The organism is Sagittula sp. S175 (genome assembly GCF_049800975.1).
In the GTDB taxonomy this organism is placed as follows: domain Bacteria; phylum Pseudomonadota; class Alphaproteobacteria; order Rhodobacterales; family Rhodobacteraceae; genus Sagittula.
In genome coordinates this window covers 276,712-300,246 of sequence record NZ_JBNAGB010000001.1, presented here as the reverse complement: position 1 = coordinate 300,246, position 23,535 = coordinate 276,712, and the positions used below count along the sequence as shown (strand labels likewise).

At 65.6% G+C, this 23,535-nt stretch carries 28 protein-coding genes; 22 read left to right on the top strand and 6 right to left on the bottom strand.

The features are described 5' to 3' along the window. The first annotated feature begins 43 nt into the window (after positions 1 to 43). The gene (locus ACP16H_RS01450) at positions 44 to 727 is read left to right on the top strand and encodes an HAD-IA family hydrolase (protein ID WP_425070454.1); all 684 of its coding nucleotides are present in this window, start codon (positions 44 to 46) and stop codon (positions 725 to 727) included. A gap of 101 nt (positions 728 to 828) precedes the next feature. Then, on the top strand, positions 829 to 2,025 hold the full coding sequence (locus tag ACP16H_RS01445; RefSeq protein ID WP_425070453.1) for a DegT/DnrJ/EryC1/StrS family aminotransferase: 1,197 nt from the start codon (positions 829 to 831) through the stop codon (positions 2,023 to 2,025). On the opposite strand, the gene ACP16H_RS01440 is transcribed toward ACP16H_RS01445, so the two are convergent. The 3 genes from ACP16H_RS01440 to ACP16H_RS01430 all read right to left on the bottom strand — a co-directional run bounded on the left by ACP16H_RS01440 (position 2,020) and on the right by ACP16H_RS01430 (position 5,466). After that, positions 2,020 to 3,615 (bottom strand): sulfotransferase, encoded by a 1,596-nt coding sequence (locus ACP16H_RS01440; protein ID WP_425070452.1) that lies wholly within the window; start codon positions 3,613 to 3,615, stop codon positions 2,020 to 2,022. The two genes, ACP16H_RS01445 and ACP16H_RS01440, sit on opposite strands and share 6 nt — an antisense overlap. A gap of 86 nt (positions 3,616 to 3,701) precedes the next feature. Further along, on the bottom strand, positions 3,702 to 4,100 hold the full coding sequence (locus tag ACP16H_RS01435; RefSeq protein ID WP_425070451.1) for a response regulator: 399 nt from the start codon (positions 4,098 to 4,100) through the stop codon (positions 3,702 to 3,704). Between the two features lies 1 nt (position 4,101). Next, complete coding sequence (locus ACP16H_RS01430) at positions 4,102 to 5,466, bottom strand: sensor histidine kinase (RefSeq protein ID WP_425070450.1); 1,365 nt, start codon at positions 5,464 to 5,466, stop codon at positions 4,102 to 4,104. A 195-nt stretch (positions 5,467 to 5,661) separates the two neighbouring features. Here ACP16H_RS01430 and ACP16H_RS01425 point away from each other — a divergent pair, with 195 nt between their 5' ends. From ACP16H_RS01425 to ACP16H_RS01360, 14 genes are all read left to right on the top strand, one after another. Then, positions 5,662 to 6,822, top strand: a complete 1,161-nt coding sequence (locus tag ACP16H_RS01425; RefSeq protein ID WP_425070449.1) for an isovaleryl-CoA dehydrogenase — start codon at positions 5,662 to 5,664, stop codon at positions 6,820 to 6,822. A gap of 63 nt (positions 6,823 to 6,885) precedes the next feature. After that, complete coding sequence (locus ACP16H_RS01420; RefSeq protein WP_425070448.1) at positions 6,886 to 7,191, top strand: hypothetical protein; 306 nt, start codon at positions 6,886 to 6,888, stop codon at positions 7,189 to 7,191. Positions 7,192 to 7,261: 70 nt separating this feature from the next. Further along, positions 7,262 to 7,765, top strand: coding sequence for a lysozyme inhibitor LprI family protein (locus ACP16H_RS01415; protein WP_425070447.1), 504 nt, complete (start codon positions 7,262 to 7,264; stop codon positions 7,763 to 7,765). After that, complete coding sequence (locus tag ACP16H_RS01410; protein ID WP_425070446.1) at positions 7,765 to 9,306, top strand: AMP-binding protein; 1,542 nt, start codon at positions 7,765 to 7,767, stop codon at positions 9,304 to 9,306. The genes ACP16H_RS01415 and ACP16H_RS01410 overlap by 1 nt, the downstream gene beginning before the upstream one ends. After that, positions 9,303 to 9,899 (top strand): hypothetical protein, encoded by a 597-nt coding sequence (locus ACP16H_RS01405; protein WP_425070445.1) that lies wholly within the window; start codon positions 9,303 to 9,305, stop codon positions 9,897 to 9,899. The genes ACP16H_RS01410 and ACP16H_RS01405 overlap by 4 nt, the downstream gene beginning before the upstream one ends. Positions 9,900 to 9,964: 65 nt before the next feature. After that, the gene (locus ACP16H_RS01400) at positions 9,965 to 11,593 is read left to right on the top strand and encodes a carboxyl transferase domain-containing protein (RefSeq protein ID WP_425070444.1); all 1,629 of its coding nucleotides are present in this window, start codon (positions 9,965 to 9,967) and stop codon (positions 11,591 to 11,593) included. Between the two features lie 302 nt (positions 11,594 to 11,895). After that, entirely contained in the window at positions 11,896 to 12,387 is a 492-nt protein-coding gene (locus ACP16H_RS01395; RefSeq protein ID WP_425070443.1) for an ASCH domain-containing protein, read from the top strand. A 2-nt stretch (positions 12,388 to 12,389) separates the two neighbouring features. After that, positions 12,390 to 12,740: a hypothetical protein gene (locus ACP16H_RS01390; protein WP_425070442.1), complete on the top strand. Its 351-nt coding sequence runs from the start codon at positions 12,390 to 12,392 to the stop codon at positions 12,738 to 12,740. Continuing rightward, positions 12,733 to 14,667: a biotin carboxylase N-terminal domain-containing protein gene (locus tag ACP16H_RS01385; RefSeq protein WP_425070441.1), complete on the top strand. Its 1,935-nt coding sequence runs from the start codon at positions 12,733 to 12,735 to the stop codon at positions 14,665 to 14,667. Before ACP16H_RS01390 ends, ACP16H_RS01385 begins: the two co-directional genes overlap by 8 nt. Positions 14,668 to 14,680: 13 nt before the next feature. Then, complete coding sequence (locus ACP16H_RS01380; protein ID WP_425070440.1) at positions 14,681 to 14,974, top strand: hypothetical protein; 294 nt, start codon at positions 14,681 to 14,683, stop codon at positions 14,972 to 14,974. Further along, on the top strand, positions 14,971 to 15,639 hold the full coding sequence (locus tag ACP16H_RS01375) for a glutathione S-transferase family protein (protein ID WP_425070439.1): 669 nt from the start codon (positions 14,971 to 14,973) through the stop codon (positions 15,637 to 15,639). The genes ACP16H_RS01380 and ACP16H_RS01375 overlap by 4 nt, the downstream gene beginning before the upstream one ends. Positions 15,640 to 15,861: 222 nt before the next feature. Then, positions 15,862 to 16,716 carry a hydroxymethylglutaryl-CoA lyase gene (locus ACP16H_RS01370; RefSeq protein ID WP_425070438.1) on the top strand — a complete coding sequence of 285 codons (855 nt, stop codon included), beginning with the start codon at positions 15,862 to 15,864 and terminating at the stop codon, positions 16,714 to 16,716. Next, on the top strand, positions 16,709 to 17,227 hold the full coding sequence (locus ACP16H_RS01365) for an AAA family ATPase (protein WP_425070437.1): 519 nt from the start codon (positions 16,709 to 16,711) through the stop codon (positions 17,225 to 17,227). The genes ACP16H_RS01370 and ACP16H_RS01365 overlap by 8 nt, the downstream gene beginning before the upstream one ends. Then, on the top strand, positions 17,227 to 18,009 hold the full coding sequence (locus tag ACP16H_RS01360) for a crotonase/enoyl-CoA hydratase family protein (protein ID WP_425070436.1): 783 nt from the start codon (positions 17,227 to 17,229) through the stop codon (positions 18,007 to 18,009). The genes ACP16H_RS01365 and ACP16H_RS01360 overlap by 1 nt, the downstream gene beginning before the upstream one ends. Before the next feature lie 6 nt (positions 18,010 to 18,015). Here ACP16H_RS01360 and ACP16H_RS01355 read toward each other — a convergent pair whose 3' ends face one another. After that, entirely contained in the window at positions 18,016 to 18,459 is a 444-nt protein-coding gene (locus ACP16H_RS01355; protein ID WP_425070435.1) for a hypothetical protein, read from the bottom strand. A gap of 315 nt (positions 18,460 to 18,774) precedes the next feature. On the opposite strand from ACP16H_RS01355, the gene ACP16H_RS01350 reads away from it, so the two are divergent. Then, a complete protein-coding gene (locus ACP16H_RS01350) occupies positions 18,775 to 19,155 on the top strand; it encodes a hypothetical protein (RefSeq protein WP_425070434.1) in 381 nt (126 codons plus the stop codon). Positions 19,156 to 19,232: 77 nt separating this feature from the next. Here ACP16H_RS01350 and ACP16H_RS01345 read toward each other — a convergent pair whose 3' ends face one another. Continuing rightward, the gene (locus ACP16H_RS01345; RefSeq protein ID WP_425070433.1) at positions 19,233 to 19,979 is read right to left on the bottom strand and encodes a MauE/DoxX family redox-associated membrane protein; all 747 of its coding nucleotides are present in this window, start codon (positions 19,977 to 19,979) and stop codon (positions 19,233 to 19,235) included. Positions 19,980 to 20,219: 240 nt separating this feature from the next. Here ACP16H_RS01345 and ACP16H_RS01340 point away from each other — a divergent pair, with 240 nt between their 5' ends. Further along, the gene (locus ACP16H_RS01340; RefSeq protein WP_425070432.1) at positions 20,220 to 20,585 is read left to right on the top strand and encodes an NADH-quinone oxidoreductase subunit A; all 366 of its coding nucleotides are present in this window, start codon (positions 20,220 to 20,222) and stop codon (positions 20,583 to 20,585) included. A 91-nt stretch (positions 20,586 to 20,676) separates the two neighbouring features. Here the strand turns inward: ACP16H_RS01340 and ACP16H_RS01335 are convergent, their stop codons facing one another. Then, positions 20,677 to 21,141 (bottom strand): N-acetyltransferase family protein, encoded by a 465-nt coding sequence (locus tag ACP16H_RS01335; protein ID WP_425070431.1) that lies wholly within the window; start codon positions 21,139 to 21,141, stop codon positions 20,677 to 20,679. Between the two features lie 487 nt (positions 21,142 to 21,628). On the opposite strand from ACP16H_RS01335, the gene ACP16H_RS01330 reads away from it, so the two are divergent. The 4 genes from ACP16H_RS01330 (at position 21,629) to ACP16H_RS01315 (ending at position 23,534) form a co-directional block, all read left to right on the top strand. Then, positions 21,629 to 22,162, top strand: coding sequence for a NuoB/complex I 20 kDa subunit family protein (locus tag ACP16H_RS01330; RefSeq protein ID WP_425070430.1), 534 nt, complete (start codon positions 21,629 to 21,631; stop codon positions 22,160 to 22,162). A gap of 12 nt (positions 22,163 to 22,174) precedes the next feature. Next, complete coding sequence (locus tag ACP16H_RS01325) at positions 22,175 to 22,366, top strand: DUF2158 domain-containing protein (protein ID WP_425070429.1); 192 nt, start codon at positions 22,175 to 22,177, stop codon at positions 22,364 to 22,366. Further along, positions 22,363 to 22,962 carry an NADH-quinone oxidoreductase subunit C gene (locus ACP16H_RS01320; RefSeq protein WP_425070428.1) on the top strand — a complete coding sequence of 200 codons (600 nt, stop codon included), beginning with the start codon at positions 22,363 to 22,365 and terminating at the stop codon, positions 22,960 to 22,962. Before ACP16H_RS01325 ends, ACP16H_RS01320 begins: the two co-directional genes overlap by 4 nt. An 86-nt stretch (positions 22,963 to 23,048) precedes the next feature. Next, positions 23,049 to 23,534 (top strand): hypothetical protein, encoded by a 486-nt coding sequence (locus ACP16H_RS01315; RefSeq protein ID WP_425070427.1) that lies wholly within the window; start codon positions 23,049 to 23,051, stop codon positions 23,532 to 23,534. Position 23,535: the final 1 nt, after the last annotated feature.

The window sequence follows — 23,535 nt, the reverse complement described above, 5'->3', positions numbered from 1 at the left end:
TTGCGGTGTATGTCATGACGAAACGATGACAGGAGACGGCCCCATGACGCGCTGCGTGATATTCGACCTCGACGGGACGCTGGCGGACACCAGCGGCGACCTGGTGGCGGCGGCGAATGCCTGCTTTGACGCCATGGGGCTGGAGGCCGAGGCGCTGGCACAGGCGCGGCTGGACCCGGTGGCGGACGCGGGTGTCGCGCTGCGCGGCGGCAAGCGGATGCTGACGGTCGGGCTGGAACGCGCCGGGCTGTATACGCCAGAGCGGGTTGAGCAATGGTACCGGCCGCTGTTGGAGGCCTATGGTGCGGCGCTGGACGTGCACACGCAGATGTACCCGGGTGCGGTCGACGAGGTCGAGGCGCTGCGCCGGGCGGGCTATGCCGTGGGCATCTGCACCAACAAGCCCGAGGGGCTGGCGGAACAACTGCTGCGCTCGCTTGGGGTGCGCGATCTGTTCGCCGCGCTGATCGGCGCGGATACGTTGCCGACGCGCAAGCCGGACGTCGCGCCCTATTGGGCGGCGGTCGAGGCCAGCGGAGGTGCGCGCGATGCGTCCCTGCTGGTGGGCGACAGCGACACTGACCGCAAGACCGCAGCCGCCGCGGGCCGGCCTTGCATCCTCGTGACCTTTGCCCCCGAGGGCGACGCGGTGAAAGCGCTGGAGCCTGAGGCCACCATCGACCATTTCGCGGAACTGCCTGCTACGGTGCGCCAGCTGATCGGCTGACTCTCCTTCATCTTGGTGCAAAAACCTCCATGGGGGCGGGGGACGCGGCGCTTCCCCCGTTCGTCATTGACCTTGCCCGACAATCCACGCCAGATAGCGCCATGACCGAACGCTTCACCGGCAGTTTCACCCAGCAGGAACCGATCCCCGAGGAGGGCATCGAGGCAGCGCTTGCCGTGCTGCGCCACGGGCGGCTGCATCGCTACAACACCGCGCCGGGCGAGACCGCCGAGACGGCGCTGCTGGAGCAGGAATTCGCCGAACTGGTGGGGGCAAAATACTGCCTCGCGGTGGCCTCGGGAGGCTACGCTTTGGGATGCGCCCTGCGGGCCGTTGGGGTGAAGCCGGGGGACCGGGTGCTGACCAATGCCTTTACGCTGGCGCCGGTGCCGGGGGCGATCGCGGCGCTGGGGGCCGAGCCGGTCTTTGTCGGAGTGACAGAGAGCCTGACCATCGACCTTGCGGACCTGGCCGAGAAGGTCTGTGACCCGCGCGCCAAGGTGCTGATGCTGAGCCACATGCGCGGTCATCTGTGCGACATGGACCGGCTGATGAAGATCTGCACCGCCGCGGGGGTCACCGTGATCGAAGATTGCGCCCATACCATGGGGGCAGCGTGGGACGGTGTGCCCAGCGGACGGCACGGACGGGTGGGCTGTTACTCCACGCAGACCTACAAGCACGCCAATTCCGGTGAGGGCGGTCTTCTGGTCACCGATGACGAGGAGGTGGCCGCACGCGCCATTATCCTGTCCGGGTCTTACATGCTTTATGAACGCCACCTTGCTGCGCCGGGGCCGGAGGTGTTCGAGCGGGTGAAATATCATACGCCCAACGTCTCGGGGCGGATGGACAACCTGCGGGCGGCGATCCTGCGACCGCAGTTGCGCGCGCTGGAAGGTCAGGTCGCGCGATGGAATGCACGGTATGCGCTGGTCGAGGACGGCCTGCGCGGCGTGCCGGGGCTGACGGTGATCGAACGCGACCCGCGCGGGCGATTCGTCGGCTCGTCCATCCAGTTCCTGCTGCTGGACTGGGCACCGTCAAGGGTGCGGACCGTGCTGGAGCGCTGTGCGGCGCGTGGGGTCGAGCTGAAGTGGTTCGGCGGCGGTGAGCCGGTTGGCTTCACTTCGCGCTATGACAGTTGGCGATATGTCGAAGCGCCGCCCATGCCGCTGACCGACCGGGTGTTGCGCGGGATTGTCGACATGCGTTTGCCGCTGACCTTCTCGGAGGACGACTGCGCCCTGATCGCCCGGATCATCCGCGCCGAGGTGGGCGCGGTTTACCAATCATAAGAGTTTCAAGTCGGTCAGACTGTTCCGCAGCGGTTCAAGATACTTGGCGTAGGGCTGCCAATCGGCGTCCGAGCCGGTGTAGATGCCGTCGCGGACTTGCAGCGAACTCGCTGTTGCCACGGCGCGGTTCTTGCGCGCGGTGGTGAGGCAAGCGTCCTCCCAAGGCAAGCCGAGATCGTCGAGCATGGTACGAAGTGTTGGTTCCGGAGCCTCAGTGAGCGCAGTGTAAGACAGGTCGCGCACAGGGACGCCCGCGATGCGCCAATGATCAAGCGTATCTATGTATAGCCGTTGCGCTTCAGCAATATCTTTCAGGTCATAGGCAAAGCCATTGCCTGCCTTGACGAAACACTGGCGGTATAGCGACCAGCCAAGCGCCATGGGATCGCGGCGCATCGCGATGATGCGGGTCTCTGGCAAAAGGCTGTGCAGGGCGCCGATCATCGGAAAGTTCAACGGCATTTTGTCGACGACGAAGGGCGCGTCTGCCTTGGCCAGCGTGGTCAGATAGCCGTCTCGGACCTTCGCCAGCGCCTCTGGCGTAGTGCCGTTTATCAGAGCAGGCAGCAGGTGTTGGCGCAGGTAGGGACATTCCCCGACAGTGCCGACCTGAGAATGGGCCGACAGCAGCGTCTCTGCCAATGTGGTGCCGGAGCGGGGCAATCCCACGATAAGGATCGGCACGATCCGCGCCTTGATCGCGGGTGGCGCGTCGAAAGGTGCGTGCAGGCGCGTGCATTCCTCACGGTAGCGGACAACTGAAAGGCCGTAAGCGGATTTTTTCAACGCATTGCCTCGGGCATAATGGCGAAAGGCATCCCGCGGACGGTTCAGATCCCCGTAGGCCTTACCCAGGGCAAAGTGGAACTCCAGTTCCTCGAAGGGCGTGAGCTTTCCCGACTTTACCTGCTTCAACATCTTGGTGACATGCGCATCTTTTCGGTCGCTGTAGCGGGTGAGTTCGGAGAGGGCGCGGTGGGCAGCACCGTTGTTGGGTTGAAGTTTGGCGAGGTGTGCAAAATGCCGGCGTGCCGTGCTGCGGTCGCCATGAATATGGGCCGCGACGGCGGCGAGACGCACGGCCTGCGGGTCGTCCGGAAGGCCGGCAACCGCGGCTTCTGCGGGCGCGCGGAGGGCTTCGACCTCGCCCAGTTCATAAAGTGCTCGGGCGAGGTCCGCGTAGAGCTGCGGCTGGTCAGGGCTGCGAAGCAGTGCCTCGGACGCCGCGTCGCATGCCTCGGAATATCGGTGAAGCGCAAGGCAGGCGAGGGCCTGCGCACGCCAGGGCATGGCCGCGTGGGGCAGGCGAGCGGCAAGGGTGCGGGCCATGGTCAGTGCCGCTTCAGGTTGATTTGAGTTCAGGGCTGCCTCAATCCGGCGTGCTTCCGTGGGCGGAACTGGTGCAGCCAGGCCGGGCAGCACGGAAGGGCGCAGCGAGTGGCGCAAGGCGTAGGCACGCGGCGTATGCATGACTTCGGGCGGCAGTCCGGCCAGCGCGGCCCGCGCCTCTTCTAGGTTACCGGAGGCCAGCAGGGTCTCCGCGTGCAACAAGGCTGGCTGATCCTGTGAAGCCGGTGCATCTGCGCTCATGTAGGGCCTCCTGCCGCGTGTCACGGGAAGGCTTTTCGCGCGATGGAAGGCAGGTGGCAAGAGGTGTGGAATGGGAGCGCGGCGCCTCAGTCCTTGCTTTGCAGCAGCTTTTGGTCGATTTCCTGTAGGTGTTGCAACGTCATCGGCTTGTGCAGGAACTCGCGTACGACGTCGAAGGCCATGGCACGGGCCTCATCCTCTGGGCGGGTGGAGGTGGACAACATCACCACTGCGTACCGCACAAATTCGTTGCCATATGCGGCGGTCGCGGCTTCGAGAAATTCAAAGCCGTTCATGCCGGGCATGTTGATGTCCAGAAGGATCACGTCAATTGGCGGATGATCCGGTTGGGAAAAGAAGTCGAGCGCGGAACTGGCGTTGAGGTGCTGGTGCAGAGTGCCGACGAGGCCAGAGCGTTCGATCATCCGCTTGTAGAGCTTCTGGTCGATAGGTTCGTCGTCAATGGTCATCAGGTGGTCGATCATGTCAGGCGGACCTCATGGTGACTGTGAATGTGGTGCCTACGCCCTCGGTGCTGTCGACAGAGATCGTACCGCCATGGGTCTGGGCGATACGAAGGCATATGGGCAGGCCAAGTCCAGAGCCCTCATAGACCTCGCGGCCGTGCAGGCGACCAAAGAGACTGAAGACCTTTTTGGACTGATCCTTGGGAATACCGATTCCGTTGTCGCGGACATAGAATGCAACGTCGCCATGGTCCGCCTCCGCGCTCCCGACTTCGATGTCAGGGCGGCAGTCAGGGAGGTGGAATTTCAAGGCATTTTGCAACAGGTTCTGGAGAAGATTACGCATCTGCATGGGGTTGGCCCGAAGATGTGGCAAGGGCATTCGGCGGATGCTGGCACCGCTGTCACGAATGTCGGCGCGCAGGTTGTCGAGCACTTCGTCCAACGCGCGGTCGAGCGAAACGTCGGAGCGGGGCAATTCGCTACTGAGCGTACGGGTGTATTCAAGCATGTCCTCAATCAGGCCATTCATGCGCATCAAGACTGCTTCGAGGTCGTCAAGCATCTCTGTCTCTTCAGGGGTAGCCTTGATGTCGAGGTCTTCGCGAAATGCGCGTACCAGCATGAGCGCCGTGTTTGTCGGGGCTTTTAGGTCATGAGAAATGGCATAGGTGAATTCTGCCTGCTCGCGGGTGGTCTGGCGGAGCTGGTTGAGTGACGAAGACAGCTCGCGCCGGTGGCGGCGCTCGACCTCCAAAAGGTTCTGCTGGTTCAGGACGAGGGCCCGTTGTTCCCGCACCCGCGCGCTGTAGGCCTGTTCCCTGATCAGCAGGGTAACCAGAGCGACAAATACGGCCAGCGATGCCGCGAGAGCGCGGCGGATCGGTGTGATTTTGTCCGACAGCGCACGGGTCAGTTTTTGTGTGACCTGGTCCAGACTGGCGCGGGCAGCATCGTCAGGGACACGCACCAATGCGTCTGTTTCGGCGATTTGTTGTGCATCGTATTCGTGATCGCGGAGTATCTCGAGTTTGTCGCGATATGTTTGAAGCGTCTTTCGATAAAAAGTCAGGTCGATGGAGATACCCTCGGACTGAGCAAGGCCTTCGAGTTCTGCAAGCGCCTGCAAGGTCATGTCATAGTCAGAGAGCGCGCGTTGAATGTAGACAGGTTCCAAGGGGCGCAGGACGGCATTCTTGAAATCGTGGATGAAGCCTGAGTAGCCCGTGGCGTGTTCCAGACTCAAAATAGTCCTCGTGACCTCGGCTTGCTTGGTGTGCAGCGCATCGTGGCGGAACCAGAACCAAGTAGACGCGACCCCGCTGGCGAGAATCCCGCACGCAATGGCGAGGCCGATGAGGCTGTGACGCGTGGCGAGAGGCATGAGCGCGAGCGGTGTCCTGCCGTTGGTGGGTGTTCGCGGAAGAGAATGCGCCGTGACGGGTTAAGATATGCTTGTCACCGATGCGGGCATGAGCGGGATGCTGCGCGTTCCCATTGACGAAACGCGAATCTCGCCGTTTAATGAACGAGCGTTCAATAAATCGGACGTTGGGAGAGAGAATAGGGAGGAGGGGCCATGTTCCTGGCCAGCATGAAGTTCGACCTTGGCGAAGACGTCGAAGCACTGCGTGAGACGGTGCATCGCTGGGCGCAGGAGCGGGTGAAGCCCATGGCGGCGCAGATCGACCGCGACAACGACTTTCCCGCGCCGCTGTGGCGCGAGATGGGAGACATGGGCCTTTTGGGCGTCACGGTCCCCGAGGAGTTCGGCGGCGCAGGTATGGGATACCTGGCCCATACCGTCGCGGTGGAGGAGATCGCGCGGGCCTCGGCCTCGGTGTCGCTGTCCTACGGGGCACATGCGAACCTTTGTGTGAACCAGATCAACCTGAATGGGACGGAGGCCCAGAAGCGGCAGTTCCTGCCCGGGCTGATCTCGGGCGAGCACGTAGGTGCGCTGGCTATGTCGGAACCCTCGGCGGGGTCAGACGTGGTGTCGATGAAGCTGCGCGCGGAAAAGCGCAACGACCGCTTTGTCCTGAACGGCAACAAGTACTGGATCACCAACGGGCCGGATGCCGACACGCTGGTGGTCTATGCCAAGACCGATCCCGAGGCCGGAGCGAAGGGAATCACCGCTTTTCTCGTGGAGAAGTCCATGAAGGGCTTCAGCACTTCGAAGCATTTCGACAAGCTGGGGATGCGGGGATCGAACACCGCCGAGCTGATCTTTGAAGATGTCGAGGTGCCGTTCGAGAACATCCTCGGCGAGGAAGGCAAGGGCGTGCGGGTGCTTATGTCGGGGCTGGATTACGAACGCGTCGTTCTGGCGGGCATTGGTCTGGGTATCATGGCGGCCTGCATGGACGAAGTAATGCCTTACCTGCGCGACCGCCACCAGTTCGGCAAGCCGATCGGGTCGTTCCAGCTGATGCAGGGCAAGATCGCCGATATGTATACCGCGATGAATTCGGCCCGCGCCTATGTCTACGAGGTGGCCAAGGCCTGTGACCGGGGCGACGTGACCCGGCAGGACGCGGCGGCCTGCTGTCTTTATGCCAGTGAGCAGGCCATGGTGCAGGCGCATCAGGCGGTGCAAAGCTTGGGCGGTGCAGGGTTCCTGAACGATGCCCCTGTGGCGCGGATCTTCCGCGATGCCAAGCTGATGGAGATCGGCGCAGGCACGTCCGAGATCCGGCGGATGCTTGTCGGGCGCGAGCTGATGGCGACGATGTGATCCGTCCTCTGGACCTTTGTCCCGTACTGCCCCAGCTTGGGGGCAGTCAATCTGGAGGTCGGGATGCCACGCTGGATGTGGTGGGGTCCGCTGGGGCTTGTCGTTCTGGTGGGTGCGCTGATCGCCTTTCGCCTGGGGTTTATCGACGCCCATCTGACGGAGGGCGACGCCATAATGCATTACGCGCAAAGGCACGCGCAGGTGCACGGGGGGCAGTCCAGTTGTGCGGCGACCCCGGGCGCACGGACCTGGCTGGAGCTGCGCTGTGCCTCTGCCGATGGGGAGCATGGGTCGGAGCGTGGGGTGATGGTTTATGGGATCAACCGGTTTGGCGGTCTGGTCAGCGAACGGTGGGAGCCGGGGGCGTGAGCGCGATGACCGGGGAACGCGGGTCCGGCTGGCGGGTTGTTCAGGACGGGAAGGCTTCGGGGAGGGACAGATGAAACGGATCATGTTGATGGCGGCGCTGGTCGTGGGGGCAGTTCCGTTGGCTGGCGCTTGGGCGGCACAGGAACTGGTGTTCAGCCCCGAGGGGACGATGCAATGCATGATGGAGAACCCCGGGATGGAGGTGTCCTGCATCGGGGTATCGGCAGATGAATGTATGGCCGATACCGAGGGCGGCGGTTCGACGGTGGGGATGGGCGGCTGCCTCGATGCGGAGCTGTCGTTTTGGGACGCGCGGTTGAACGCGGCCTATGGGGCGCGGATGACGGCGGCCAAGGCTGCGGATGCAGAAGCCCGCGCGGGCGGCTGGACGGCCCCCTCGCAGGAGGAGGCCTTGCGGACCATGCAGCGGGCGTGGATCGGCTTTCGCGATGCGCGCTGCGCCTATGCGGCGTCGCTCTGGGGCGGAGGCACCGGGGCCGGGCCCGCGACCATCGGCTGCCTGATGCTGACGACCGGCGAGCAGGCGCTTTACCTGGAAAACTACGTGCGCTGATGCTGGGACGCGCCGGTTCATACGACGCGCTGCGCGATGGCTTCCGCTGGGAGATCCCGGAGCGGCTGAACATGGCCGTGCAGGTCTGCGACGAGTGGGCCGCGCGGGAACCGGAGCGGCTGGCGATCCTCGATTTGAGCGAGGGGCGCGAGCGGGTGTCCTACGGGCGGCTTTACGACCTGTCACGGCGGGTGGAGGCGGCGCTCGTGCAGCGGGGCGTTAAGGCTGGCGACCGTGTGGGGGTCCTGCTGTCTCAGGAAGCGCTCTGCGCGGCTGCACATATCGCGGCCTGGCGGATGGGCGCGATCAGCGTGCCGCTGTTCAAGCTGTTCCGCCAGGACGCGCTGCGTTCGCGGCTGGAGGATAGCGGTGCCCGGATCGTGGTGACGGATATCGAGGGAGCCGGGATGCTGGCGCCCTTCGAGGTGGCGCCGGTGCTGCGCTCTGATCTGCCGGAGGCGGGGGCGGAGGGGGCGGTTGCCGATACGGGACCCGAGACGCCTGCCGTGCTGATCTACACCTCCGGGACGACTGGCAAGCCTAAGGGCGCCCTGCATGGCCACCGGGTGCTGACGGGGCATCTTCCGGGGGTCGAGGTCTCGCACGACTTCCTTGGTCAGGAGGGCGACATGCTGTGGACCCCGGCGGACTGGGCCTGGATCGGCGGGTTGTTCGACGTGCTGATGCCCGGCCTGGCGCTGGGCGTTCCGGTGGTGGCGTCGCGGGCGGGCAAATTTTCCTCGGAAAATTTGGTTGCGCGCGTGGCGGACGGGATGCGCAATGTCTTTCTGCCGCCGACCGTCTTGCGGATGCTGAAGGCCGAGGACATGGCTGTAAAGGGGCTGCGGTCGGTGGCCTCGGGCGGGGAGCCTTTGGGGGCCGAGATGCTGGCCTGGGGGCGGCGCAACCTTGGCGTGGAGATCAACGAGTTTTACGGCCAGACCGAATGCAACATGGTGGCCTCGTCCTGTGGCGCGCTGTTTCCGGCCCGTCCGGGCTGCATCGGGCGCGCGGTGCCGGGGTTCGAGGTCGCGGTGATCGGCCCGGACGGTCTGCCCTGTGACGGCGAGGGGGACATCGCAGTGCGGCGGGGGGCGGCCTCCATGATGCTGGAGTATTGGCAGAACCCCGAGGCGACGGCAGAGAAGTTTCGCGGCGACTGGCTGCTGACCGGAGATCGCGGGGTCATCGAAGACGGGTATATCCGATTCGTGGGCCGCGAGGATGACGTGATAACATCCGCTGGCTACCGGATCGGGCCGGCGGAGATCGAGGATTGCCTGATGGCCCATCCGGCGGTGGTGACGGTGGGTGTCGTGGGCAAACCGGACGCGCTTCGCACAGAGATCGTGAAGGCATATGTGGTGCTGAAACCGGGTGCGACAGCCTCGGCGGCAGAGTTGCAGGACTGGGTGAGGGACCGGCTAGCCGGGCACAGCTACCCGCGCGAGGTGGCCTTTGTCGACGCATTGCCGATGACGGTGACCGGCAAGGTGATCCGCAAGGAGCTGAAGCGCCGGGCGGCGGAGGACGGCGCGTGAGGGGGCTGGTCTTGGCACTGGTGGCCTGCGGCTCTGCTGCATTGGCCGAGGAAGTTCAGCTTCTGCCAAGTTTTGCGGCGTGCATGGACGAGGAAGCCGCGCGGTTCGAGCGCGCGCTGAAGCGGCTGCGCGAAATGCCGGAGGCGCAGGAGTTCGAGATCGGTGATACGCGTGGCACGGGCTACTGCGGGTCCGTGGGGTTCGTTCATTGTGATCGGCTTGAGGGGTTGGAGGCGGTTCAGGCCTGCCAGTTGACGCTGGCAGCGGAGCAGGATGCGCTGGCCGTGAAGGTGCGGGCAGGACTGCCCACGCCGGAGTCCCTGGAGGGACAGGGCGACGCCTTTGAACAGACGCTTTACCCGCGTCTGCATGCGCTGGCGCTGGGCGGTTCGGCGGGGCCGGATTGCGCTGGGGACATTCCGCAGCGCGAGACCTGGTGCGAGGCCTGGGAGGCCAATAACCGGCTGTCCAACGCGGTTCTGGCCTGGCAGTTGGCGCGCTGGCTGGGCGCGGCTGAGACGGCCGTTGCTGCAGGCTGGGCACAGGAGCCTCCGCCGAAGCGACCGAGGGCGCGCGAGGTTGAGGACAACTGACGGCCAGCGATGGCCGGGGGACGAAGGACGGCGGGGCTGAGGCCCGTGTCGCGGGAGGACGAGAGATGAAACTGGGATCTGGCGTGATGGCGGGTTCGGAAGCGTTCCGGGCCAATGTTGCGGCGCATGAGGCGGCCTTGGCCGTGGTGCGCGCCGCGGCGGAGGCGGCAGCGGAAGGCGGCGGTGCGAAATCGCGGGAGCGGCATGTGTCGCGGGGCAAGATGCTGCCGCGCGAGCGGGTGGCAAACCTGCTGGATGCGGGCTCTCCCTTCCTGGAGGTGGGGGCGGTCGCGGCGCATGGCATGTATGAGGGTGCGGCACCCTGTGCCGGGGTGATCGCGGGCATCGGCCTTGTCGAGGGGCGGCAGGTCATGGTGATCTGCAACGACGCCACGGTGAAGGGTGGCACCTACTACCCGATGACGGTAAAGAAGCACCTGCGCGCTCAGGAGATCGCCGAGGAGTGCCATCTGCCTTGCATCTACCTCGTGGATTCGGGCGGCGCGAACCTTCCCAACCAAGATGAGGTTTTTCCCGACCGCGACCACTTTGGCCGCATCTTTTACAATCAAGCGCGGATGAGCGCGAAGGGCATCGCGCAGATTGCCGTGGTCATGGGGAGCTGCACGGCGGGCGGGGCCTATGTCCCGGCCATGTCTGACGTTTCCATCATCGTGAAGGAACAGGGGACGATCTTTCTTGCCGGTCCGCCGCTGGTGAAAGCAGCGACGGGAGAGGTGGTCAGTGCCGAGGATCTGGGTGGTGGGGACGTGCATACGCGCTTGTCCGGCGTGGCGGATTACCTGGCGGAGGATGACGGCCATGCGCTGGCGCTGGCGCGGCGGGCGGTGCGATCGCTGGGCAGAGTTGTCGCGGAAAACTCTGGGGCTGGAAGACTTTTCGTCGAAAAGTCTTTGGGGGGCGAGCCGCCGGCCTATGATCCGGACGAGATCCTCGGCGTGGTGCCGGGGGATTTGCGCACGCCCTATGACATCCGTGAGGTCATTGCGCGGGTGGTCGACGGGTCGTATTTCGACGAGTTCAAACCGCGCTTCGGCGAGACTCTGGTCTGCGGTTTTGCCCGGCTCTGTGGTATGGATGTAGGGATTATCGCCAACAATGGCGTGCTGTTCAGCGAGAGCGCGCAGAAGGGGGCGCATTTCGTCGAGTTGTGCTCGCAGCGGCGTATCCCTCTAGTTTTCCTCCAAAATATCACCGGCTTCATGGTGGGGCGGAAGTACGAGAACGAGGGAATCGCACGCCACGGAGCTAAGATGGTGACCGCCGTGGCGACAACCAGCGTGCCCAAGGTGACGATGTTGGTGGGCGGCTCCTTTGGTGCGGGCAATTACGGTATGGCGGGGCGGGCGTATCAGCCGCGCTTTCTGTGGACGTGGCCCAATTCCCGCATTTCCGTCATGGGCGGGCCGCAGGCGGCGGGGGTGTTGGCGACGGTGAAACGCGATGCGATCGAGCGCGCCGGCGGCACATGGAGTGCCGAGGAAGAGGCCGAGTTCAAGCGTCCGACGCTGGAGATGTTCGAGGAGCAATCGCACCCTCTGTATGCTTCGGCACGCCTGTGGGACGACGGGATCGTCGACCCGAGGAAGACGCGCGAAGTGCTGGCTCTGTCCTTGCGCGCGGCACTGAATGCCCCTGTGGAGGAGACACGCTTTGGCGTTTTCCGGATGTGAGCATACGCAGAAAATCGGCAAAAAAGGTGGATGCACAATCCATGCACAAACCGTGCACAACACATACATATCGCATGTGCAGCATTTCGGGTGCTGCGCATGCGTGATCACACGGTGAAATGCCTGCGCTCTGCTGTCGTCCATCTGGGCGAGGCGATGGTGTGGTCCGGCGAATGGCGCGCGCAATGGTGGGGAGCTATCGGTCTTCGCCGGGGGGGCTCTGCCAGGAGCGACAGGCACTGCCAGATTGGGTTGTTCTGGCGGCGAAAGGCATGGCCGTTGGACATGAAGGAGTTGGCGACATGAGCCGGAAGACGTTGCAGCAGATCATCGACGAGAACCCGGAGTCGGAAACCTTTCGATTTGGCGACTCGGAGCGGCTCAGCCGGGAAATCCTCGCACTTGTACGGTCAGGAAAGAAAACAGCAACGGTCGAGGCCATGCGCGTCTACCGTGGCAAAGGGGCCGACGCGCTGCCTGAGGTCGGGCGGCGCGATGTGGCGCTGGAGTGGGACGGGCGTCCGGCGGTGATGCTCGAGACGGTCGAGGTTTTGACCATGCGGATGGACGAGATGACCGAGGAACTGGTGGCGGCGCAAGGGGAATTCCGCGACCTGGCGCACTGGCGCAAGGCGTACCGTGCCTATTTCTCGCGCACCGGAGGGGTCTCCGAGGACATGGAGATCATGTGCGAGCGGTTCCGCGTGGTGGAGGATTACGCCGGCGGTGGCGGTGCCGGGCCCAGGCAGCGCCGGACGCGCCCGGGCGCAGCGTCGGGGCGGGGGGAGTCCTGAGCATGTCCCGCAAACGCCGTGACCCACAGGAGAAGAAACGGCTGTCCTACGCCCTGGACTGTCGCGACGCATATGGCGAGAACGACAAGGGGCGGCGCAAGACAGTGCCGAATGCCAAGGCGCGGGCGAACCGCGCCGCGCGCCGGGCGGGGATGGCGCTGCTGGTTGAGGACCCGGATGCGGCCTGTGCGCAACACCGGGCGAAGATGCTGAAACGATGGAAGAAGGCGCCGGATGCGCCGTTGGGCCAAGTGGTCGGGCGGCAGGCGGAGCGGCGCGAGGCACGGGTGGGTCGCAAGGCGTTGTCCCGGGCACGCCCGGCCGCGCAGCAAGAGAGGGATGACGATGTTTGACACTTTGTTGGTGGCCAACCGGGGCGAGATTGCCTGCCGGGTGATGCGCACGGCGCGGGCCATGGGGCTGCGCTGCGTGGCGGTGTATTCCGAGGCGGATGCGGGGGCGATGCATGTGGCCATGGCGGACACGGCGGTCTGCATCGGTGGCGCGGCTCCGGCGGACAGCTATCTGTGCGGGGACCGGATCATCGCGGCGGCGCTGGAAACCGGCGCGGGGGCGATCCATCCGGGCTATGGCTTTCTGTCCGAGAACCCCGAGTTCGTGCGGGATGTGGAGGCGGCGGGGCTGGTCTTTGTCGGCCCGACCGAAAGCGCGATCCGCGCGATGGGACTGAAGGACGCCGCGAAACGGCTGATGGCCGATGCAGGCGTGCCGGTGGTGCCGGGTTACATGGGCGAGGATCAGGACCCCGGCCACCTCGAGGTGGAGGCTGGGAAGGCCGGCTACCCGGTGCTCATCAAGGCCGTGGCGGGCGGTGGCGGCAAGGGGATGCGGCTGGTGGAACGGGCGGAGGACTTCGTTGACGCCCTGGAGCGGGCCAAGGCCGAGGCGCGCGGGGCTTTTGGCAATGATGCGGTGTTGATCGAGAAGTACATCCAGCGGCCTCGGCATATCGAGGTACAGGTCTTCGGGGACGGGACGCGCGCGGTGCACCTGTTCGAGCGGGATTGCTCGTTGCAGCGGCGGCATCAGAAGGTGATCGAGGAAGCGCCCGCGCCCGGCATGACCGAAGGTATGCGCGCGGCGATGGGGGCGGCGGCGGTGCGCGCCGCCGAGGCGATCGGTTATCGTGGCGCCGGGACGGTCGAGTTCATCGTAGACGGCGCGAATGGGCTGCGCGAGGATGGCTTCTGGTTCATGGAAATGAACACGCGGTTGCAGGTGGAACACCCGGTGACCGAGGAAATCTGCGGCGTCGATCTGGTCGAATGGCAGTTGCGCGTTGCGGGGGGCGAAGCGCTGCCGTGTGGGCAGGAAGATCTTTCCATCATGGGGCATTCCTTCGAGGCGCGTTTGTACGCCGAGGATGTCCCGGCGGGGTTTCTGCCCGCGACGGGGCGGCTGGCGGAACTGGCCTTTCCGGATGGTGTGCGCGCCGAGACGGGGGTGCGCTCCGGGGACGTGATCTCGCCCCACTACGATCCGATGATTGCCAAGCTGGTTGTGCATGGGCCGTCCCGGGCTGTGGCCCTGCGCAAGCTGGCGGCTGGGCTGCGAGCGACGCGGGTGGCGGGGACGGTGACGAACCTCGCGTTTCTGGGCGCGTTGGCCGAGCACGAGGGGTTCGGGCGCGGCGAGGTCGATACCGGGCTGATCGCGCGGGATCTGGACGCGCTGGTGGCCGCGCCGGAGGTGACGGCGGGCCATTGGGCCGAGGCGGCGCTGGCGGCTTTGGATCTGCTGGAGGCCGAGGGCTGGGAGGTCGGGTTCTCGCTGTGGGGCGCTGCGGCGCGGACTGTGGTCCTGGCGCACGGCGAAGACCGGCGTGATGTTTGCGTGACGGTCTCGGGCGCCGGTGTTGCCGACGTCATGGTCGATGGTCAGGCCGTCGCCTGTCGGCGCGGGGCGTCAGGCTGGACCTTCGACGGGGTGCCCGGGGGCGGTGTCTTTGTCGAGGGCAGCGCGGTGACGGTCTACGCCGGCTATGGGCTGCGGTTCGACGTTGTGGACCCGCTGGACCAGCAGGCCGAGGCGGCGGCGGGTGGCGCGACCCTCGCCCCGATGCCAGGGCGCGTCGTGTCGGTGCATGTGCACCCGGGGCAGGAGGTCGCCGCCGGGGATCGGCTGGCGGTCCTCGAGGCCATGAAGATGGAGCACACGCTGACCGCCGCCGTGGACGGGGTTGTGGCCGAGGTGCTGGTGCGCGAGGGTGACCAGGTGGAGGCCGGCGCACCGCTGGTGGTGCTGGACGAGGCCGAGTGAGCGCGGAGCGGCGATGGCGGTCGTAGATCCGAAGGAGACCTTGGGCGACTTGCCGACGGAGACGGTGGTCACGTTTTGCCCGGAGGTGGCGCGCGACATCGGGCGGGCCCTGTTCCTGTCGGCGGATCTGGACCTGTCCCTGTCGGCCTGGTGCGGGGTCTGCCGCTTTGACGAGGGGCAACCGGGGGCGTTGGCCGACCTGTTGGACCGTTGGCCGATGCTGGCGCGGCAGGGGCGGCCGGAAATGGGACAGCGCTACGAGCGGGTCCACAAGGGAGTGTGGCTGTTGAGGGAGGATCTGGGATGATCAGGCTGCATCACGTGCAATACGGGCGCTCTTTTCGGGTGCTTTGGCTGCTCGAAGAAATCGGTGTCGACCGCTTTGGCGGGCTGGAGGTGGTCGAGCATCGCATCGGCACGAAGGAGATGGCGGAAAGCGACCTGAAGCGGGTGTCTCCGGCGGTGCGCATCCCGGCCATCGAGCACGAGGGCCTTGAGATGTGTGAATCCGGCGCCATCGTGGAATACCTGACCGAGATGCACGCGCCCGAACTGGGGCGCGCGCCGGGATCGCCCGAGCGGGCGAAGTACCTGCAATGGATCCATTTCGCCGAAACGCAGGCGAGCCTGATCGAGAACCTGAACCTCCAGATGGTGTTCCTGCGCCCGCCTGCCACGCCGTCACCCATTGTGGTGAAGCTTCAGGTCGCGCGATTGAAGCAGACGTTGCGTGGCCTCGAGGCGGCGCTGCCCGAGGACGGCTGGCTGCTGGAGGGCGGCTTTTCGGCGGCGGACATCATGATGGGCTTCAACCTGTACGCGGTGCCGTTCTTCGTGCACCTGGACGACTTTCCGAAGATCCGGGCGTACAAGGCGCGGATGGAGGCGCGCGATGCCTATGCGCGGGCGGTCGAACACGAGGGGCCGCAGCGGTTCTACAGCCAGGATTTCTACCCGGTGCCCGAGGCGTGATTGGGGCCACGACCACATGGGGCGCGCTGACGCGCGCGCTTTTCGTCTCGGCCCCCGCGCTGGCGCGCGGCGGCCTCGGGACTGCCTCCGGCGGGAGATATTTCGACCAAGAAGAAGCAGGGCGCGCGTTCTGCTTTTCCTTGGCGCAAATATTCCGGGGGAGCTCCGCAGGAGCGGGGGCAGAGCCCCCTTCGACAGTCTGGTTAAAAGCAGGAACCTGTGATGCCTGAGCGGGTGGAGATATTCGAGGTCGGTCCGCGGGATGGTTTGCAGAACGAGAAGCGGATGATCCCGACGGCTGAGAAGGTGGCATTGGTGGACCTCTTGTCCGGTGCTGGGTTCCGGCGGATCGAATGTGCGTCCTTCGTCAGTCCGAAGTGGGTGCCGCAGATGGCGGATTCTGCCGAGGTGCTGGCGGGCATCTCGCGCGCGGAGGGCGTGTCCTACGCGGCTTTGACGCCGAACATGAAGGGGTTGGAGCGCGCCTTGGCAGCGCGGGCGGACGAGGTGGCGGTGTTCGGCGCCGCCTCCGAGGGGTTCTCGCGGGCGAACATCAATGCCTCGGTCGAGGAGGGATTGGCGCGGTTCGTGCCCGTCTGCGCCGCAGCACAGGAGGCGGGCGTGCCTGTGCGTGGCTACGTCAGCTGTGTGGTCGAGTGCCCCTACGTTGGGGCCGTGGCGCCTGGAGCCGTGGCACGGGTCGTGGCTGCCCTGCGGGACATGGGCTGTTACGAGGTATCGCTGGGCGACACCATCGGACGCGCCGCGCCCAAGGCCGTGGATGCCATGCTGGACGCTGTGTTGCAGGAGATGCCCGCCGCGCAGTTGGCCGGGCATTTCCACGACACCGGGGGCCGTGCGCTGGACAATGTCGCGGTGGCGCTTGAGCGGGGTCTGCGGGTGTTCGACGCGGCGGTGGGCGGTCTTGGCGGCTGCCCCTATGCCCCCGGTGCGGCAGGGAATGTCGCCACCGAGGCGGTGCATGATTTCCTGACCGCACGGGGGTACGACACCGGGTTGGATCGCGACGTGCTGGCGCGTGCGGGGGCCATGGCGCGGGCGATGCGGGGTGCCTGAGGGGTCGGGCACCACTGCGCGCAGGCGGGGACGGCTGATCGTGCTGTCGGGTCTGCCCGGTGTGGGCAAGAGCGCCGTGGCCGAGGCGCTGTGTTCCGAGGTCGGCGCTCTGTGGCTGCGGGCGGATGCTATCGAGCAGGCGATGCGGGACAGTCACATGGCGTATACCGACTTGGCGGATGCTGGCTATGCCGCCATGCGGGTCGTGGCGGAGGAGGCCTTGGCGCGGGGCTTTGACGTGGTGGCGGATTTCGTCAATCCTTTGCCGGTGACGCGAACGTCTTGGGAAGCCTTAAGCGGTCTGAACGTCGAGCTGGTCTGTTCGGACGCGGCGGAGCATCGGCGCAGGGTCGAGGGGCGGCGGTCTGATGTGGCGGGTCTGGCCCTGCCGTCCTGGGAAGCGGTCATGGCGCGGGATTATGAGCCCTGGGATGGGGCCTTGCGGCTGGATACGGCGCGGCCCCTGGGCGAGGTGGTGGCGCGGATTTTGGAAGAACTGGGGGACGGGTGATGGAAGAGGTGCGGCTGGAGATGGACGCTGGCGGCGTGGCGCGAATCGCGCTGGCCCGGTCGGACAAGCACAACGCCATGTCGGCGCGGATGATGGCCGAGCTGGAGGAGGCTGCCGAGACCGTGGCCGAGAGCGACGGCATCCGGGTCGTGGTGCTGGAAGCGGATGGCGGGACCTTCTGCGCCGGTGGCGACCTGGCATGGATGCGCGCGCAGTTCGGCATGGACCGGGCGACGCGGGTGCGGGAATCGAGCCGGATCGCCCGTGCCTTGGCGGCGTTGTACGCCTTGCCGCAGCCGTTGATCGGCAAGGTGCAGGGCAATGCCTTTGGCGGCGGGCTTGGGCTGATCTCGGTCTGCGACGTGGCGGTCGGGGTCGAGACGGCGAAATTCGCGCTGACCGAGGTGAAGCTGGGTCTGATCCCGGCGAACATCGGGCCTTACGTCGTGCATCGCTTGGGCGCGACACAGGCGGCGCGGGTGTTCATGAACGGCAAGGTCTTTGACGGGAGTTCGGCGGTGGGCTTGGGACTGTTGTCCAGCGCGGTGCCGGTGGAGGACCTCGAGGATACAGTGGAGGCGGAGATCACGCCCTACCTTGCCTGCGCGCCAGGGGCTGTGCGCGATGCCAAGCGGCTGATGCGGGACCTTGCGGGCGAGGTTCGCGAGCAGGATGTGGTCATGGCGATCGAGGCCCTGGCAGACCGCTGGGAGACTCAGGAAGCGCAGGACGGCATCGCGGCCTTCTTTGACAAGCGGCGCGCGCCCTGGGTTGATGGTTGAGGCGGTTCAGCGTGCGCAGATGGCGAGGCCGGTTTCGATCCAGACGAGTTCGGTCTCGGCGCGGCTGAGGCCGATTTCGAGGGCCGGGGGATTGCCTGCCGGGTTGATGTAGAACCACAGTTCGTATCCTGCGCCGCCGGAGGTGAATGCGTGCCCCAGCCCTTCGTCCGGGCTGTCGCGGATCGCGTCGCAGGGGTAGGCCGTGCTGTCCGGGCCGTCATCGACCACGACCCTGTCCGCTTCGATGCAGAGGCTCACACGATCTCCGAAGGACAGGCTGGAGACCGCGCCCCCGAGGTCGAGGAAACCACCGTCGACCGCTTCGAGCGGAATAAGGCGGTGTGCCCCGAGGCAGGTGGTGGACAGCGTCAGCGGCGCGTCGGATTGGGCTACGGCCGGCAGCGGGGCGTAGGTCAGAAGCGTGACAAGCAGGGCGGTGGCGTGGCGCATGCGGAACTCCTTGGTCCGGGCCGATGATGCCAGAGTAACGGCTGCGCGCGCTGGGGCAAGCTTTGGTGATTACGGTCGGGGAAACTGGACGGGTTTGCAGGGCGCGGGATTATCTGAGGCTGCTGAAGGACGAGGACGGACAACAGACCAGAGGTGGGCCTGCTGTTCGAACAGTTGAGCGATGTGGATCGGGAGCGTACCCAGCCAGTGTCAGGCGGCTTGCAAGAATTGGCGTCGGCGCAGTTATATTCTCTGGAGGCAATGACGGGGCGCCGAAACGGTGCTTTGCTGCAGTTTCGACGGGAGGGTGACGCGATGACGGTACAGATTGCACAGCTGTATGCGACGGGGTGCCTCGCGATCATCTTTTTCCAGTTTGCGCTGATCGGCGGGCTGCCGTTGGGGGCTTATACCCAGGGCGGGCAGCACGAGGGAGCCTTGCCCGTGTCAGGGCGGCTGATTGCGGCGGTGTCGGTGCCGGTGGTGCTGTTCCAGGGGCTGGCGGTGGTGAGTGTGGCGGGCTTTCCGCTGGGGTGGCCGCTGTGGACCGGATGGGTGGCGTTCGGGGTCAGCGTGGTCACATGCGTGCTGAACGGGCTAACCCCCAGTGCGCGAGAGCGGGCGGTGTGGTTCCCGGTGACCCTCGTGATGGCGGGCCTTGCGGGATACGTCATGGTGATGACGCTGAAGGCGTGAGGGACACCCGCTGGCGCATGCGATCCAGTGTCGCCCGCTGCTGCAGGCGACCGGGGCGGTTCATAGGCGGCGGAGCGTCACCCCAACGTGGCGATCATCCACAGTCCCATGGCCATCATCACAAGATTCTCTGTCAGAGAGACGAATCCGAGCGGGACGTTGGACGACCCGCCCATGCAGGCGCATTCGAGCTCGCGCTTGTCGATATAGACGGCTTTTATGACCGAGACGGCGCCGATGGTGCCGATGAACAGAGCGAGCGGGCCAGAGATCCACGCGGCGGTACCGGCCAGCATCAGGATGGCTGCAGCGGCTTCGGCGTAGGGGTAGATATAGGCGTAGGCGACCTTGCGGCGGGCAAGCAGGTCGTAGTTCAGGAACATGGTTGTAAAGCTCTCGATGTCGCGCAGTTTCTGCACGGCGAGCAGCGCCATGGCGGTGGCGAGGATGGTGCGCAGGTTCGCGGCGGCGGTGAAATCGGCGGCCTGACCGATGGCGAGGCCCATGAGGGCGGCCATGGCAAAGACGGCGATCACCGGGGCGTAGGTCTTGTCCTTGTCGGCCTGTGGCGTCTGGCCGAAGTGGCGTTGCAGTGCGTCGTAGCCGCCGATGCGATCCGTGCCGATATAGACCTGCGGCGTGGTCTCGACGCCGTGTTCGGCCTTGAAGCGGTCGGTGGCCTCGCGGGATTCCAACAGGTGGTCCTCGACGGTGTAACCTTCGGATTCAAGGAGCGCCTTGGCCTTCAGCCCGAAGGGGCAGAGGTGGTCTGGCGTGGCCATGCGGTACAGGCGGGCGTATTTTGAACGGGAATCGAGCGGCATTGGCTGGGTCCTTTCCGGTAGGGCGGGGAGGCTTGATCGGGAAACGCGGGGCGCTGGGGCAGGGTTCCGACGCGGTCCGGACAGGTGCACCTGACGGCGGACGGACGGGGCGCTATACCGTCAATCTTCTGCAATCTGCGGGCTGCTTGTTGACCCCGTGCGCTGCGGGGGCTAAGCCGACATCGGACGATTTTCGCGCGCGGTGTCTGTCCGCGTGCCCCGATCTTGAGGAGCTGCCTCGTGGAAGACATGCTGCGGGAATACCTGCCCATCCTGGTTTTTCTGGCCATTGCCGTGGTGATCGGCCTGGTCTTCATCTTCGCCGCGATCCTGATCGCCGTGCGCAACCCGGACCCCGAGAAGGTGTCGGCCTACGAATGCGGCTTCAACGCCTTCGACGATGCGCGAATGAAGTTCGACGTGCGATTCTACCTCGTCTCGATCCTGTTCATCATCTTCGACCTCGAAATCGCGATGCTGTTCCCCTGGGCCGTGGCCTTCAAGGACCTCAGCGACGTGGCCTTCTGGGGGATGATGGTGTTCCTTGGCGTGCTGACCGCCGGTTTCGCCTACGAATGGAAGAAGGGCGCGCTGGAGTGGGAGTGACCCACTTGTGACGCGCCGGGACTGACAGGGGGCTTCCGCGAGGAAGCCCTTTCTCGTTTCCGGGTGAGGGGTGTGGGCCGCGTGTCGCCGGTCAGGACCCGTCAACGGTGCGGCGCAGGCGGGGACCGGTCTCTACGAAGCCGTTGGTGCGGTAGAAGGACAGGGTGCGTGACCATTCGGGTTGCGCAGGCGCCCCGACTTCGAGGCGCGACCAGCCGCGTGCCCGGGCTTCGTCGAGGGCCGCGGACAGCAGGCGGGACGCTATGCCGCGTGACCGCTGGGCCGCTGAGACGTGGAGTTCGCAGATTTCGCCGAACAGCCCGCCCGCGTAGATCGCCATGCATTCGTTCAGCGTCAGCAGACCGATGGCGGTGCCGTCCTGCTCTGCCAGCAGGGCGATCACACGGTCCGAGGCCAGCACGTTTCGGGCAGTGGCGGTGACTGCGTCGAGGGTCGGAGCCTGGCCGGCCGACAGCTCGTCCAGCAGGGCATGGACGTGGCAGGCAACGGCGGCGACATCGTCCGGTGTGGCACGGCGCATCGTGATGGTCAGCATGGGTCTTTCCCTCGTTGGAAGTTGTGGTCCCAACGTTTGATCAAATTCCGGGTCGCGCAAGGGGGGGCCGCGGGGCGCCCCGCAGTGCTGCAGGGCGGAACGGGATAGCCCTGCGCCCGGAACCTTCGGACGGGCTTTGGCAGGTTGCGGCGCGGTGGTGGCAATCTGTCCATGCCCTTTGGGCGCGACGGGCGAATCGGCTCACGGGGGGACGCGGAATTCGCGGGGCACTGGATGCTGCAGGGGCTGCCATGGCTGTTGGCGGGGGCCGACGCGTGCAGGCGCCCACAGGCGCGGGCGCGCCGGGCGGGGCGGGTGTCGCTCAGAGTTAAGGCAACGCCATGCATTGCGCGGGTTAAAGCCTTGCCCACCCGGCGGATTTGCCGCAGAAGGCGAGGAAAGGACAGGCCGGAACCGGGGTGGGGTGCGTTGACCCTTCCGGGTGATTGGGTCTATACGGGCGCAGGCCGGACGAAAGGGACACCGAATGGGTATTTCGACTTCGCTGAATCACGCTGCGGCAGACAAGGAAGTGACCGTCCAGGCGATGAATCGCGATTTGCAGGACAAGGGCTTCCTGCTGACTTCCACCGAGGACATCATCAACTGGGCGCGCACCGGCTCGCTGCACTGGATGACCTTCGGCCTTGCCTGCTGCGCCGTCGAGATGATGCATACCTCGATGCCGCGCTACGACCTCGAACGCTTTGGCACCGCGCCGCGCGCCTCGCCGCGCCAATCCGACCTGATGATCGTCGCGGGCACCCTGACCAACAAGATGGCCCCGGCGCTGCGCAAGGTCTACGACCAGATGCCGGAACCGCGTTACGTGATCTCGATGGGGTCCTGCGCGAACGGCGGCGGCTATTACCATTATTCGTATTCGGTGGTGCGTGGCTGTGACCGCATCGTGCCGGTGGACGTCTACGTCCCGGGCTGCCCGCCGACGGCAGAGGCGCTGATGTACGGCCTGCTGGCCCTGCAGAAGAAGATGCGCCGCACCGGCACTCTGGTCCGGTAAGGAGGGATGACGATGGCTGAACTGAAACCCGGCGACGTGGTCGAATTGACCTCCGGCAGCGCGAAGATGACGGTGGAAACCGTCGGTCAGAGCGACCAGAATGCCAACCTGATCGCCGCGCAATGCGTCTGGTTCGAGGAAAGCGCGGGCGAAGTGCGCCGCGCCGTCGTCGCCGTGGACGCGCTGAAGAAGGTGAAGGCATGACCGACGCTCTGAACGAACTGGGCGGCCACATCGAGCTGAAGCGCCCCGATTGCGTCATCGGCTGGGACGTGACCCATGGCGAGCTGAACGTGGACGTGGCCCCGGCCAACATCCGCGGCTTTGTCGACTTCCTGAAGACCGATCCGACCTGCCGCTTCTCGACCCTGGTGGACATCACCGGCGTGGACTACCCCGAACGGCCCAAGCGGTTCGACGTGGTCTACCACTTCCTGTCGATGTACCAGAATCACCGCATCCGCCTGCGCGTCTCGATCCGCGAGGACGAGATGGTGCCGTCGATCGTGTCGGTTCACCCCTCGGCCAACTGGTTCGAGCGCGAAACCTTCGACATGTACGGCATCCTGTTCTCGGGCCATCCGGACCTGCGCCGCATCCTGACCGACTACGGTTTCCGTGGCTACCCGCTGCGCAAGGACTTCCCGACCACCGGCTACACCGAGGTGCGCTACGACGAAGAGCAGAAGCGCGTCGTCTACGAGCCGGTTTCGCTGGTGCAGGAATACCGCCAGTTCGATTTCATGTCCCCGTGGGAAGGCGCGCAATACGTGCTGCCCGGTGACGAGAAGAAGGCCTGATGCTGATGGCGCGCCCCATAACTGGCGCGCCGTCGCACGATAACGGGCCTGCGGGCCCGACGACTTTACGAAAGGTACGAGGCAAGTTGAGCTTCGACACGGATTTTGAGGCGCTGGAGCGCGAGGGCTGGGAGCCCGAGAAGGCGATTGCCTCGCTGGAGAGCGGCGAGGACTGGGTGGCCTGGGCCAATGACCTGCTGCCCGAGATGATCGACCTAGAGGATGCGCTGGTCTGCACCGGTTTCTTTGCCGAGGATGGCAGCGCGCGCGGGCTGATCTGGGACATTCTGGACCAGGTCATCGCGCGGCGCGACGAGGAATTCACGGCACGGGCATTTGCCTTTGTGCTGAACTGTGCGGAAAGCCGGGACATGGCGCTGGAGATGCCGGCGCTGATCGGCTTTCTGTGCAAGATCGCGCAACCGGGAACGGGCGCGATGTGTCTGGATGAACTGGCGGCACGGCTGCCCGATGGAATGGTCGAGGCGCGGGGAAACCTGTTCGCGCATCACTACGGTAACGACGGTCTGGCGGTCCTGCAGGGCGCCAAGTCCGGCAGAAGGAGGCACTGAT